The 13,869-nt window shown below is 50.5% G+C and carries 10 protein-coding genes; 8 read left to right on the forward strand and 2 right to left on the reverse strand.

All coding sequences use genetic code 11. The features are described 5' to 3' along the window. Positions 1-7: 7 nt before the first annotated feature. The 5 genes from ACZ5ZZ_RS10910 to ACZ5ZZ_RS10930 all read left to right on the forward strand — a co-directional run bounded on the left by ACZ5ZZ_RS10910 (position 8) and on the right by ACZ5ZZ_RS10930 (position 9,491). Positions 8-835: a tetratricopeptide repeat protein gene (locus ACZ5ZZ_RS10910; protein WP_464120719.1), complete on the forward strand. Its 828-nt coding sequence runs from the start codon at positions 8-10 to the stop codon at positions 833-835. Positions 836-1,027: 192 nt separating this feature from the next. Continuing rightward, positions 1,028-1,594: an elongation factor P gene (gene efp / locus ACZ5ZZ_RS10915; RefSeq protein WP_464120718.1), complete on the forward strand. Its 567-nt coding sequence runs from the start codon at positions 1,028-1,030 to the stop codon at positions 1,592-1,594. 75 nt (positions 1,595-1,669) lie between these two features. Then, positions 1,670-2,725: a hypothetical protein gene (locus ACZ5ZZ_RS10920; RefSeq protein WP_464120717.1), complete on the forward strand. Its 1,056-nt coding sequence runs from the start codon at positions 1,670-1,672 to the stop codon at positions 2,723-2,725. Beyond that, complete coding sequence (locus ACZ5ZZ_RS10925; protein WP_464139354.1) at positions 2,722-6,693, forward strand: translocation/assembly module TamB domain-containing protein; 3,972 nt, start codon at positions 2,722-2,724, stop codon at positions 6,691-6,693. The genes ACZ5ZZ_RS10920 and ACZ5ZZ_RS10925 overlap by 4 nt, the downstream gene beginning before the upstream one ends. Next, the gene (locus tag ACZ5ZZ_RS10930) at positions 6,690-9,491 is read left to right on the forward strand and encodes a POTRA domain-containing protein (protein ID WP_464139356.1); all 2,802 of its coding nucleotides are present in this window, start codon (positions 6,690-6,692) and stop codon (positions 9,489-9,491) included. The genes ACZ5ZZ_RS10925 and ACZ5ZZ_RS10930 overlap by 4 nt, the downstream gene beginning before the upstream one ends. Here ACZ5ZZ_RS10930 and ACZ5ZZ_RS10935 read toward each other — a convergent pair. Together ACZ5ZZ_RS10935 and ACZ5ZZ_RS10940 are read right to left on the reverse strand one after the other, a co-directional pair. Further along, a complete protein-coding gene (locus ACZ5ZZ_RS10935) occupies positions 9,488-10,141 on the reverse strand; it encodes a hypothetical protein (RefSeq protein ID WP_464131113.1) in 654 nt (217 codons plus the stop codon). The genes ACZ5ZZ_RS10930 and ACZ5ZZ_RS10935 overlap by 4 nt on opposite strands. A 104-nt stretch (positions 10,142-10,245) precedes the next feature. Next, complete coding sequence (locus tag ACZ5ZZ_RS10940) at positions 10,246-10,524, reverse strand: helix-turn-helix domain-containing protein (protein WP_464131115.1); 279 nt, start codon at positions 10,522-10,524, stop codon at positions 10,246-10,248. Between the two features lie 207 nt (positions 10,525-10,731). Between ACZ5ZZ_RS10940 and ACZ5ZZ_RS10945 the strand changes: the two genes are divergently transcribed. The 3 genes from ACZ5ZZ_RS10945 to ACZ5ZZ_RS10955 all read left to right on the forward strand — a co-directional run bounded on the left by ACZ5ZZ_RS10945 (position 10,732) and on the right by ACZ5ZZ_RS10955 (position 13,642). After that, positions 10,732-11,505: an acyl-[acyl-carrier-protein] thioesterase gene (locus ACZ5ZZ_RS10945; RefSeq protein ID WP_464131117.1), complete on the forward strand. Its 774-nt coding sequence runs from the start codon at positions 10,732-10,734 to the stop codon at positions 11,503-11,505. Then, on the forward strand, positions 11,502-12,035 hold the full coding sequence (locus tag ACZ5ZZ_RS10950) for a DOMON-like domain-containing protein (protein ID WP_464131119.1): 534 nt from the start codon (positions 11,502-11,504) through the stop codon (positions 12,033-12,035). Before ACZ5ZZ_RS10945 ends, ACZ5ZZ_RS10950 begins: the two co-directional genes overlap by 4 nt. Positions 12,036-12,133: 98 nt before the next feature. Next, the gene (locus ACZ5ZZ_RS10955; protein WP_464120711.1) at positions 12,134-13,642 is read left to right on the forward strand and encodes an MmgE/PrpD family protein; all 1,509 of its coding nucleotides are present in this window, start codon (positions 12,134-12,136) and stop codon (positions 13,640-13,642) included. Positions 13,643-13,869 lie beyond the last annotated feature (227 nt).

The following is a 13,869-nucleotide window of genomic DNA, read 5'->3' on the forward strand; positions in this document are numbered from 1 at the left end:
TCAGTCTATGCCCAAAATTGAAGCAAGCACCATCGAAAAGTACCAGAGTCTCCTTGAGAAAGATCCGAATTCTCAGGTTTTTGCACCTCTGGCCGAAGCTTATCGCGAGATGGGAATGCTGCAAGAAGCGCGTAAAACGGTGACTTTGGGCGTTCAACGCCATCCGCTATTTGTCGGCGGCCTGGTCACTTACGCCAAAGTGATGCGCGACTTGGGCGAACTGGGAAAAGCTCTTGAGGCCTTGAAAAAAGCCACTTCCCTGTCGGCCGAAAATATTTTGGCGCACCAACTGACGGCGGAAGTTCATCTGGCTCAGAAAAATCCGAAAGAGGCTTTAAAAGCCTTTAAAATGGTGCTTTTCCTGAATCCGAACTCAAAAAGCGCCCAAAAAGCCGTCCAGAAACTGGAATCCCTGACGGCGGATGAGTATGATGAAGACGTCTTTTCGATGACAAAACTTCCGGAAGTGAAATTGCAAGCGGCTCCGGTTTCATCCGAGCGCCCGCCTGACTTTGCCCCGGAAGAGGTGGTGATCCGCCCCACTCCGGTGACCACCAACAAGGCCTTGGAGCGCATGCTTTCTTTGATCGACGCCTTTATTGTGCGCAATGACTTGGAAAAAGCCCATGCTCTTCTGAAAGACACCCGTCTGGAGTTTGGCGACCACCCGGAAATCCAACGCCGTATGAACACCCTTCAGGTTCGCTATAACGACTCTGATGAGGCCATTCCGCTAAAACCACTTCTGCCACGCGAACAGCTGATCCGCGAAAAGAAGCTGGAAGTTCTTGAGATGATGCTTCGCAAAATCGAAGACTACCGCGCCCAAGGTTGACCGCCTACGTCCCTATAAGTCATGATGCCTTTCTGATCAGCCATAAAGATAAAAGGCTGATCAAAAAGGTCCCAATGCAAGGCGGAGTAGTCCCTCGCAGCGCAGACGTGCTTAATGCACGTCGGAGCGAGAAGGCCGCCCGACAACGCAGTCAGTGGGGCCTTTTTCATCAGCCGTGAGGAAGGATTTATCATGTACGAAACGTCGGACTTTAGAAAAGGTCTTAAAATCATGCTCGAGGGGAAACCCTATGTGATCGTGGATTTCCAACACGTAAAACCAGGTAAAGGGAATCAGTTCACCCGCACCAAACTAAGAAACATGCTGACTGGCCAAAACTTGGAATCCACCTTCAAGTCCGGTGAGAAGTTTGAAGTTCCTAACGTGGAAAACAAAGAGATGTCTTTCCTTTACAAAGACGACACGGGTTACAACTTCATGTCTCAAGAGACCTTCGAACAGATCGCCATGTCTGAAGAAGACCTGGGTGATGCGAAGTACTATCTGACAGAAAACCTGAAAGTGGTTATCTTGTTCTATAACGAGAAAGCTGTTGCTTGTGATGTGCCAAAAGCCGTGAACCTGACTGTGGCTCAAACGGACCCAGGCATCAAAGGGGACCGCGTTACGGGCGCTACCAAGCCTGCCACTATGGAAACGGGCCTTGTTGTTGGCGTGCCTTTGCACATCAGTGAAGGCGATGTTCTTCGTATTGACACCTCCACAGGTGAATACGTCGAGCGCGTCAGCCAAAAATAAGTAACGCTCAGTATTAAGTCTCCGCAACCACTCAATTTTATCGCAAAATAAACGAGTTAAGCTGCGGAGGCTTTTTTGTCCACTTATGTTGAATTAGAAATCCAAAGTCTTCTCAGACACGCTGATGATCTCAGCGCAGTTGCCACACAACTTATCGGCAATATCGAGTCCTCGCCGGACCTTCTTACTCTGGACAATATCAACGCCCTTTCTCGCTTCCTGCTTCAGTCACGCCATGAACATCTTTTGATTGAGTTCGTTCTTCGTCACATTGAAAACGAATCCTTCCCAATTCCATGGCCCTATTTTCTTGAAGCGCTAAGTGCTTTCTCTGACGAGCTGAATGAAAAGGCTGTGCGCGCTTTGCAGGACGGAATCGAAGAGGACCAGGCTCAAAGCGAAGCCTCACGCTCGTTGGCTCTGCGCCAGACTTTGCAGACTTTGGGCGAATGGCGCAGCAATCGCAAATATAAAATCCACAAAGACTATCTGAACAACAAACGTTCTTTGCTGGAGCAACTGATCACCCTGCGCACACAGCAACTGTATGAGCAGGAAAAGTCCCTGCTGCAGCGTCTGCAAAAACTTTATCCTGGAGACAGCGATATTCGCCGCGAGGTGAATGAACACAAACAGCGTTATGCTTTGGAGATTCTGTCGCGCCGAACACCACGTTCACGCAAAGTCAGTATCAACACCGAAGAATATTCCCCCCGGGAACCCGAAGTTGAACAGGCCCTGCAGGCACTGATGCAAAGTATGCACGAGCACGCCGAGAAGTATCCGGAGATGGCTTTTGATTTTGCCGTGGCCGCTTATATGCTGGACAGCTTCGAGGATGCACTGTCTTTGCTTTCTTTCAGCGAGGAAACTGAATCCCTGATCTGGTTCCGGCTTGAGATCCTGTTAAAGTGCCGCCGCTTCGTGGAACTGCTGACCGATCTTGCCAAAGTAGAAATACTGTTTGCGCATGATCCGGAAACTTTCTTTGCCACCGCTTATCTGCGTGCGCAGGCGCTGTGGGGCTTGGGACAAAAACACACGGCGATAGAAGTACTCGAAGGACTTCTGGCCGCTCGTCCACACTATCGCGCCGCCAGTGCGCTACTTAGCATCTGGAGTGGTCAGTGAAACGTGTCTTTTGGATTCTTATCACTCCGCTGGCTGTAATTCTGGTGCTCTGGGCTCTGATGGCCCAGGTGTTGGCTCCGAAGATTGAAGCCTGGACGCTGGAAAAAATCCAAAGCTATTCCGCCGCCAACCTGCCGGTGAAAATCCGTGCCGAGAAACTTTCTTTGCGGTTCCTGCGTCCCTCCGCCGCCCTGGAAGGCGTGACTATTGAAGGACAAGGCGAACTGGCCGAGGTTCTTCCCAGTATCAGGATCGAAAGTGTTCGCACTTTTGTGGACATGTTCCATCTGCTGGGTGGGCGACTGACGTTGTCGGCAGTGGTCGTGGACTCTCCTCAGGCGCAAATCAATCTGGATCCGCTCCTTAAAGAGGACTCCCCTTCCAAAGAGCTGCCGATGGATCAGATCTTTGCTGTGTTAGAGCAACTGCCGCTGCAGCGAATTTTCCTGCAGAACATTCAAACCCAGATCACCTCCAAACAGCTTAAGCTGAATGCGACCGTACAAAGTGGCGATCTGCTTCTGACCAATATGGGTAAAAACCTGACGGCCAAGGCCAACTTACCAGAACTGCAGGTGAAGCTGACTGGTTTTGGGGACTTTGCCGGCTCACTGGATACTCACCTCTATTTGACCCGTCAGTCTTTAAAGATCATTCAACTGGGTGTCCGACTGGGACAGTCGGAAGTTTTGGCCCGCGGCGAGCTGACCAACTTTGCCCGTATTGCCATCAAACCTTCCGGCGTGTTGGATCTGACCGGAAAAATCAACCTGAGCGACATCTATACGGAAATGAAGCGTCTGCGCCCGGACATCAAGCTGCCGGCGATAGGTGGTGAATTGATCACGGAAGTCGACACCAAGTTCAACGGATTTGACGACATCCGCGCCAAGGCTGAAATCAACACCCGCTCTGTCACGCTGGAAAAGCTGGAACTGGGTGACGCCCGTATTCAGGGTGAATACCACAATGGCGTCATTGGACTTTCGGAAATGGAAGTGCACCACCCGGCGGGTGAAGCCACTCTGACAAAATCGCAGTTACGGCTGGATGGCAATTACGGATTTAAGTCTATGGTGACGGTTCACAGCCTGGATCTTTACAAACTTTTCCAAAATCTGGATCTGGCGAACATTCCCGTCGGTCTGGAACTGGAAGGTCAGCTTCCCTGCGAAGGACAGATCCGCCCCACTTTTCAGGTGACCTGCTCTAACGCTTCCCTCAAGGGGAAAAACCTTTGGGTGAAGACTGACATCAAACCCAAAACCCCAGACCTGGTGAACATTGATGCGATGTCTGCCAAAGGCCAGGTTCAGGTGACTTTGGATCAGGTTTCTTACGCGGCCTCCGTGACCATGGGTGACAGCGCCGGAAGTTCTGATGGTGTGATTGATTTCCACAAAGGTTTTAAGATCAACTTTAAAACCGACAAGCTGGATCTTAAAAATGTGCGTAATCTGGCCAACTTAAAATTGGTGGGCACAACCAGCATCGAAGGATCCACCTCCGGGGACTCCAATGCTGCCGTCTTCAATATGAAGCTCAATGCACGCAACTTCGTGTTTGAGGATTTCACTCTGGGAAATCTTTTGACCCATCTCCGCTACAGCAAAGGCATCTTGTTCTTTGAAGACATCGCCGGCGCTCTGAATCGCACGCAATATTTGGGCGAGTTGGATGTCGACCTGAACAATGAAACTTTGGAAGGTGACTTCAGCATTCCCACAGCGGAACTCGGCGATGTGGCCACGATCTTTGAAAAGATCTACCGATTCCCTCTGCCCGTCTCTGGGGCTGGCGCTGCCAAAGCCCGTGTTGATGGACCTTTGAACTTCTGGAAGCTGAATTACAAGCTGGAGTCCGCCTTTAAGGATGTCACGATCGGACCCGAGGGATTCAATCAGCTGCTGTTCAATGCCTCGGCTAAAGACGGAAACATCAATGCTGACAAAGTGATCCTGCAAAAGGCCAACTCCACTTTGACTCTGCAAGGTGGCATCAGTTCAGATCGCATCATGAATCTTTATGCTGATGGAAAAAACTGGCATCTGGAAGAATCTGACATTATCAGCAAAATCAACTCCAACATCACCGGCAATGTGAATTTTGCTGCCGAACTGAAAGATTCCGTCAACAACCCGCAGGTTCTGCTAAAAGGTGCGATCACTGACACTCTTTTTGAGGACCAGGAAATTCCCAACTCGAACTTTATTGTCAGGGTCAACCGCAACAGTTTGGGCGGACAATTCACTTTCTTTGGGGACAAGGTCCGAGCGGACTTTCAGATCCCGATGGAAAAAGGACGATCGCCACTGGTTTTGAAAGTAAATACTAACAAATGGAATTACTCGACGGTTCTGGGGTTGATCGGCGGCGCAAATCTGGCCAGCGAATATGACTCCACCCTGACATCAATGGTGGACCTGCGCTCAGAGCAAGGCGACATCCTGAAGGCCAGCGGTAAGATTCACATTGAAACCTTCAATCTGAAGCGCGGTCCTTTGAATTTCACCAACAATGGGCCTATTGACATCACGGCCGACAACGGTCTGGTCAACATCCGCAATTTCACCCTGTCAGGTCCGAATCACTTGCTGCAGATTCGGGGCTCTAATTTTTCCGCCGAACGGCTGAATCTGGGTGTGGCCGGTCACACCGACCTTCGCCTGTTGCAAATCTTCACTCCGTTCCTTGAGGATATGGGGGGATTGCTGCACATTTCAGCCAATGTTTCCGGCACCTTGATGAAACCGGAAATTCTTGGAAATGCCAACGCCCAGAACACTTTCATTAAGATCAAAGGCTTCCCGCATCCCTTTGAACGCCTTTCCACGGAAGTCGTCTTTTCGCAGAACCGCATTCTGATCAATGCCATCAAAGGCCAGATCGCGGGCGGCACCCTGACCGGGGATGGCGGCATCATGATCAATGGAATCAAGGATATCCCCACCACCATTCGCGCCCGTCTGGATGGCGTGACCTTCAACGTCCCGGACAAGGTCCGAAGCAGTGGCAATGCCGATGTGCTTTTGTCAGGCCGATGGTTCCCGTTCACTCTTTCCGGCACCTTCCATGTGTCCAACGCTCTGGTTGAAAAAGAGTTCACCGAAGACGCCGGGACGGTGGCAGGGGTTCGCCAAAGCCAGTATCTGCCAAAGCTGCTGCGTGAGGGGCAATTTGAGCCCATTTTGCTGGATCTGCAGATCCTGTTAAATCGAAATATCGTGGTTAAAAATTCTTTGATCGATGGTTCGGTCACAGGACAGCTGCAAGTCAAAGGGACTCCGACCAATCCGGTGCTTCTGGGTAAAATCAGCATGGAACGCAAATCCAAGATCATCTTCAAAGACAAGGTTTTTGACATCCAAAGCGGCGTGATTGACTTCAATGATCCTGATGAAATCAATCCGAATCTTTATATCTCGGCCATGTCACGCATCAATGAATACGACATCACGCTGCTGGCGCAAGGACCGTCAAAAAATCTGACCATTCACCTCAACAGTGTCCCACCACTGTCAGAGCAGGATATTATTTCCCTGATTGCCCTGGGGGTCACCTCCTCGGCCATGGATCAAAACCTGCAATCCCGTCAACAGGCCGAACAGCTGGGCGTGGAAATCGGGGGGGCGGTCCTGGCAAAACCTATCAACAAACAACTTGAAAGCACGCTAGGTCTGAATCTGGCTGTGACGTCCCAGTATGATTCCACCCGCAACATCAGTGTGCCAAAGATCACCTTAAGCCGTCGACTGTCAGATAAAATGAAGGTGTCCGGCAGTCGTCCCGTGGGTGATACACAATCCTATGACATCAAGCTGGAATATCTTCTGAACAGCAACGTTACAGCCATCGGTTCATTTGAAAGTCGCGGATCGACAGAGGAAAGCACGAATGTTCAGTCCACCCAACAAGAGTCCCAAAGTATTTTTGGCTTGGATCTAGAGTTTAAGCGGGAGTTTAAATGATATCTTCACGCCTAAGATCCCCTGCCGTGTTTTTGCTAGCGACGCTGACTCTGGGCTGGAGTACGTCGGTCTGGGCCTTAAAAAAGCCTTTGAACATATCCAACCTGCCCCAGGATCTTCAAGAGGATCTGACCAGAAGGTTTCCGCAACTGGGCAAAGAGCGCCTGACCCAGGATCAGGTGGACGACATCATACGCCAGTTGCAGCTTAAGCCACAGATCAAACGCGTGCGTGTTCTGGATGATGGCAACAGCTCTCCCCTGCGCCTGGAATATGAGCTGACCCGCCGGGTGGCCAGCGTGAAAATCGTGGGCAATAAGAACTTCTCCACATCGGAAGCAGAAAATCTTTTTGGGGTTAAATCCGGAGACGTCTTTGATCAGCAGACGCTGATTGAAGGAGGTGAAAAACTGCGTCAGGCCTATCGAGATCTGGGCTATTACAATGCCTTGATTGACATCGAAATGCCGCCTGAAACTGCCGACACGGTGGGCGTGCTTGTGCGGGTGAATGAAAACAAACGCTCTTTGGTGCGAAATATTATTCTGATCAGCCCCAACGAGGAGCTGAACAAGAAGGTCATGAAGGAAATCGACGATTCCCTGAATGATCCTTACACGGACGCGACCCTGGCACAGATTCAAAAAGCGGCGCGCGAGTACCTGACTGAAAACCGCTACATCCGGGCGGATCTGGTGGGCCCCACCACGGAATTCAGTGAAGATGACAGCGAAGTCGTGCTGACCTATCGTCTGGAGAAAACCGAAAAATACAACTTCGACTATCAAGGGGTTCGTTTCCTGGCGATCCGGGAAATCGAAAGTGCCCTGGATCTGGATAATTACTATTCCGCCAGCCCCTCTGTGGGCACCGAGCTGGCGCAGAAGATTCGCGCTCATTATCTGGCAAGGGGCTATGCCCGGGCCGAAGTCAAAGTGGATGAAGCTGAAGCACGTAAGTTCCAAAGGAAGGTGACCTTCCATATTGAAGAAGGTCCCCGGGTCAAAATTCAGAAATACAACCTGACAGGGCGCTTTAATCGCAAAGACAAATACTATATCAACTTTATTGAAGCCCACAGCTCTCGCACAGTGGAAAGCGGTTACTACAATAAAGAGGACATCGACATCGGCTTGAAAAATCTGATTCTGGAACTGCAAAACAACGGCTATCTGCAGGCCAAGATCCTGTCCACGCGCACCCAGTACAACAAAGAGCGCGATGCCGTCACAATCCACATCAATCTGGATGAGGGACCTTTGACGATTGTGGAGTCCGTGACCTTTGAAGGAAACTCGTCCTTCGGGGACGAGGAGCTGCTGCAGGCCACCCGTCTGCGCGCGGGCCCCTTGCGCCTGACGCAGATCGAGGACTCTATCGCCCGCTTGAAGAACTTCTATAAAGAGCGCGGCTATATCGAAATGCTGCTGCTGAATGAACGCGGCGACGTCGTGACTTATGATGAAACCAACACCAAAGCCAATCTCAACTTCAAGATCTTCGAAGGACCTCAGGTTCGGGTGGCGTCGATCATCCTGGAAGGCAACACCTTCACCTCGGACTATGTTATTCACAAGGAACTGGAGTTTAAAAACGGCGACCTTTTAACCCCGTCAAATCTGGAGGAGTCCGTCGCGCGCTTGCAAAGAACCGGCTTCTTTGGCTCTGTCGAAATCCGCACACTGGAAGAAAAAACCAACGTTGCCAACCGCACGGTTTTGGTCAAGGTCAGTGAACGCGATCCGGGCGTCTTTACGTTGGGCGCCGGAGCAACCAACGAACGAACTTTGACACTGCGTGGATACACGGGCGTGGCCTATCGAAATCTGTGGGGCACCGGACGCGGAGTTTCCCTGCGTCTTGAAGGAAACTATAACGTCGCAGATATCAAGTATCTGGAAAGCCGCGTGGTCTTGGGTTACCTGGAGCCTTATTTGTTTGATTCCCGCGTGCGGGGACGTATCAATGTCACTCGCTCCAGCACGGTGACGGATTTCGATATCAAACAGGTCTCCGACGTGCGTTCGACCACTTACTCTTTAGAAAAGGATTTCACCTCACGGATTCTGGGAATCTGGGATCTGTGGTCTTTGGCCACCATCCGTGACTTCGGTTTGGATGATTCCTATCCATACGACACAGTTGAGCAAAACATCGCAACAACCGGCCCCCAACTGGATCTGGACTTCCGTGACAATCCTTTCAATCCGAGCAAAGGGACCTTCACCCGTTGGAATGCGGAATATGCGAGTCCTTCAATCGGTTCCAGCCCGACAATTGAATACTGGCGTACCACTTTAAGCTTCACGCACTATTGGACGGTCGGTCACCTTTCCAAGCAGCCGGTTGTCTGGGCCAATCAAGGGCGTGCCGGGTATATGAAAAACTTAAGTCCTGGGGGCGGTGTACCTTGGGATAAAAAGGGCTTCACTTTGGGAGGCCAAGCCACCGTGCGTGGCTATGAGGCCGGAACTCAGGAAGTCTTCCCGAACCGACAGGATCTGGGGCTTACTGAAAGCGATCCGACGTACTATCTGACTTCGGATTCAACCATGTATCTGATTAAATCAGAGTTGCGCTTCCCGCTTTATGAAAGCTTGGGGGGAGCCGTTTTCTATGATGGTGGGTCTGTGAAAATTGAGGATTTAAAATTTTCAGATCCTTACCGGGACTCTGCCGGATTCGGAATCCGATATAACACGCCGGTGGGTCCTTTGAGCCTGGAATGGGCCTGGAAACTGGATGCGCGCCCGGGGGAAGAACCTTGGCGCTTCCACCTGTCTATCGGGACATTCTAAAGAGCCCAGGTGCAATCGGCCATGGCAAAGATTCCCTGAACCTGGCCGTTTTTACGTAAGGGCTCTAGCTCCAGGTTTTTCATTTCCACCTGCAAGCGTTCCAAGGACAGACGTTCTTTCAGAATGTGAGGCTCTAGCACCGCCAAAGGAGCCTCACACTGCCCTGCCAGCACAGCGTTGGCCTTCTTTAAGATCCGCAAGGTCATCGCCTCTTCACGATCATACAGATGAACCCACTGACGGCAGTACAAGTCTTCGATGGTGTAGCTGGTGAACTCAAAGAAATTCAGTGATCTAAAGAACTGGGTGTGCTTGTCAGAGTAGAATTCAACCATCTTGTTAGGTTCCGCCCGCAAGCGCCCCATTGTCTGGGGAAAAATGCTATAACCATAATAGTCCAAAGCCGTTTCCACAAAAAAAGGCATGTCCTTTAAGCGGCGCCCCCGGGAATACACACGCTCACAAATCTCCAGGTACTGACGAAGCAGTTCGATGGTTGTGCCTCGCTGAAACTCATTCAACTGCAAGAAAAACGGCAAAGAGTCCTGATGGTAAGGGCGCACGGCCCAACCCTCTTGCTCAATAAACGCACATAATTCCTCTGCATATTTTTTAAAACTGTCGACCGCAGACGGGGTCTTGGGACTCATAATGCACCGCAAACTTGCTATAAAACAATATATTATTTACATTTTTGACATAAAAAGAGCTCCAAAATGGAGCCCCTTTACTTGTGCCCTTGAATGATCTCGACTTAGCGAGCCTTGCTGCTTGCAAATTTGCGACGCAAATCCTGAGTCACCTCATGAATCGTTGCATTCAAAGTCACTTCGAACAAGTCATCAGCAGAGACTTTATAAAGCTCTCCCAACTTTTTCAAAGCGTTGATTGGCGGATGAGAAACACCTCTTTCCCAGTTTGAAATAAACTGTGGAGTGGAGTATCCCAATTTGTCAGCCACGTCTCTTTGAGAAAGACCTGCAGATACACGTTTTTGCTTCAAGAAATCAGCTAGCATATTTCTTTGTCTCATGCGTTTCCACCTAACGATGATTTATTTATACATAACAAAGCGATTGTGACAAGCCTTTGCTTTCAAAAATATCTCATCAATATAAATACATTATAGCTTATTTGATCTAAAGTACTTCCTGTTTTTTTGCAATTTCTAATCTTTTCTGTGTTTGAGATATGAGCATTTTCTTGTTTTCTTACAGATAAGATATGAGAGGATGTGAGAATGCCAAACATTAGCAACTCCCCTTGGTCAGAAAACTTTCACATTACCAGTCTTTTGGTTAATCCCATGGGACGCTTGGGTCTTTATGGATTACTGAATCTTCTGCAGGAAACCGCTTGGATGCATGCGGAAAGTTTAGGCTTTGGCATGCAGGACATGGAAAAAGACGGCCTGTTCTGGGTGCTCACCCGTCAGACACTGCAGATGAAACAGTGGCCCCGCTTCGGTGAAAATCTTCAAGTGCAAACCTGGCTGCGCCCGCCGGAAGGCGCCTTTGTCAGCCGTGAATTCGTGGTGCTGAACCAACAAGGCCAGGAAATCGGCCTGTGTTCCACGAGTTGGCTGGCCCTGGATCGCCAGAGCAAAAAAATTCTTCCTGCACAGAATCTGCGTCCCTGGGAAAGCCTGACCCATCCACGTGCCACGGGATTGACGCCTGAGAAAATCCCCGTGCAGGGTACCTATGAAAAAATCGCCAAGTACCGCGTGCGAAATTCCGACCTGGATATCAATCAGCATGTGAACAACACCAAATACGCGCAGTGGATTCTGGATGCCGTCCCCTATGACCTGCACCGAAAACTTCAGCTGAATAGCTACTCGGTCAATTTTCTGGCTGAAACCCATTTAGGTGACGAGGTTGAAATTCACCGCAGCTGTCAAGCACCGAACCCGGAAACTTCAGACGCCGGAATCACCAGCTATCAGGGGCTGCGTGTCGGCGACAACAAAGTCCTCTTCACCGCCCTGCTGGGATGGGAGAAAAAAGCATGAAACCTTTGAAGCCTTTCAGCAAAACCGCCCTGACCGAAAGTATTTCTGTCCACGGGAATATCTCCTCACTGGCTGACAACCGCCTGCTGGTCAAATTCAAAATCTCCGGCAACCTGGCCCTGATCCTGTGGCCCAAAGCGACCCCTCAGATCCACCGGGAAGACGGCCTTTGGAAGCACACCTGTTTGGAGGCTTTTCTGGGAACGGGGACCTCTCCCCGCTCGCCTTATCTGGAAATCAACTGTGCTCCTAATGGCAACTGGAATGCTTACTCCTTTAGCAGTTACCGCGAGGGTATGCAGCCGGCAGCGGAAACCCGCGTGCGCCTTCAACACCATGAGCCGGAACAGCATGAGGCTCTGTTTGAAATCGAAATCGACAGCCAAAAGCCCTTTGACTTCACCTGCCTGGGCCTGACGGCGGTGATTGAGTTTACTGATGGCTCGCTGAGCTACTGGTCCCTGTCCCATCCGGGCTCCGATCCTGACTTTCACAACAAGGATGGCTGGACGGCGCTTTCGACGCATTGAGCGAAGCTGTCTGCTGAGCGTGGCGGTTTCTTGACCCTTACTGGAGCCCAAGATAGCTTGGGCTGTTTCATTTTTCTAAATCCAGAAAGGACTTTCTCATGAAGAAACACACCGTTCGCGTTTACCCGTCCAAAGAAAAATTGGATCGCAAAGATCAACTGGCTTGGAAGATTGCCGAAATCGCTTCTGACAATGCCCCTATCAAAGCTGACGTTGTTGACATGGTTATCAACCGTATCATCGACAACGCCTCTGTTGCGATTGCTGCTGCCAACCGTCGTCCGGTGGCTTCTGCTCGTGCCATGGCGATTGCGCATCCTCGCGCCCACGGTGCAACTGTTTTCGGTATGCCAAATGATCAGAAATTTGACTGTGAATGGGCCACTTGGGCGAACGGCACTGCTGTTCGTGAATTGGACTACCATGACACTTACCTGGCTGCTGACTATTCCCACCCTGCTGACAACATCCCTGCTATCTTGGCAGTGGCACAGCAAATGGGCAAAAACGGTAAAGACCTTCTGAAAGGTATCGTGACTGGTTACGAAGTTCACGTGGACCTGGTTAAAGCGATCTGCCTTCACAAACACAAAAAAGATCATATCGCTCACTTGTGCCCGGCAACAGCCGCAGGCATCGGAACTTTGTTGTCTTTGCCAACTGAAACCATCTATCAAGCGGTTCAACAAGCGGTTCACGTGTCCTTCACGACTCGTCAGTCCCGCAAAGGTGAAATCTCTTCTTGGAAGGCCTATGCACCTGCTCACGCTGGTAAACTGGCTGTAGAAGCTGTGGACCGCGTTATGCGTGGCGAAGGCGCTCCATCTCCGATCTACGAAGGTGAAGACTCTGTTATCGCTTACATGCTTGATGGCAAAGATGGTAAATACGAAGTTCCACTTCCAGAAGTGGGCGAAGAAAAACGCGCGATCCTTGAGACTTACACAAAAGAGCACTCTGCAGAGTATCAGTCTCAAGCCTTGATCGACTTGGCTCGCAAAATGAAGCCAATGATCAAAAACTTCGACGACATCCAGTCTATCGTGATCCACACGTCTCACCACACTCACTACGTGATTGGTACTGGCGCAAACGATCCACAAAAAATGGATCCAAATGCATCCCGCGAGACTTTGGATCACTCCATCATGTACATCTTCGCCGTGGCGTTGCAGGACGGAACTTGGCACCACGTGAACTCTTACGCTCCAGAGCGCGCTCAGCGTCCGGACACTGTGGCTTTGTGGCACAAAATCTCCACTGTTGAAGACAAACAATGGACTGCTTGGTACCACGAAACAGATCCAGACAAAAAACGCTTCGGTGGCCGCGTAGAAATCACAATGAAAGACGGTTCCAAAATCGTTGATGAGCTTGGCGTAGCTGATGCTCACCCAGCGGGCGCTCGTCCGTTCAAACGTGCGGACTACATCCGCAAGTTCGACATTCTGACTGAAGGTATCATCACCAAAGCAGAACGCGATCGTTTCATCGGCCTGGTTGAAAATCTGGAAAACCTGACTGCAGAACAAGTTCAGCAGTTGAACGTTCAGATCCCAATCGAAAAGCTTGTGAACAACAAACGCGACAACAAAGGGATCTTCTAGAACGAAGGTCCGCTTGAAGGGAGTGGGAAGCTGTCCTTTACGGGACACGGCTTCCTGCCTCGCTGGGGCCGGGCGTTCGCCCGGTTCGCGCTTCCTGCGCCCCCAGAGGTCCCTCCAAGTACAGCTTCCCACTCCCTTCAAGCTCATCGCTCTATAAGTTCAATTTGTTGACGCTTATACTTGGGCACTACTTGAAATGGACTGTGATAGGATGAACTGCTGAACCG

The sequence above is a fragment of the Bdellovibrio sp. HM001 genome (assembly GCF_055397275.1).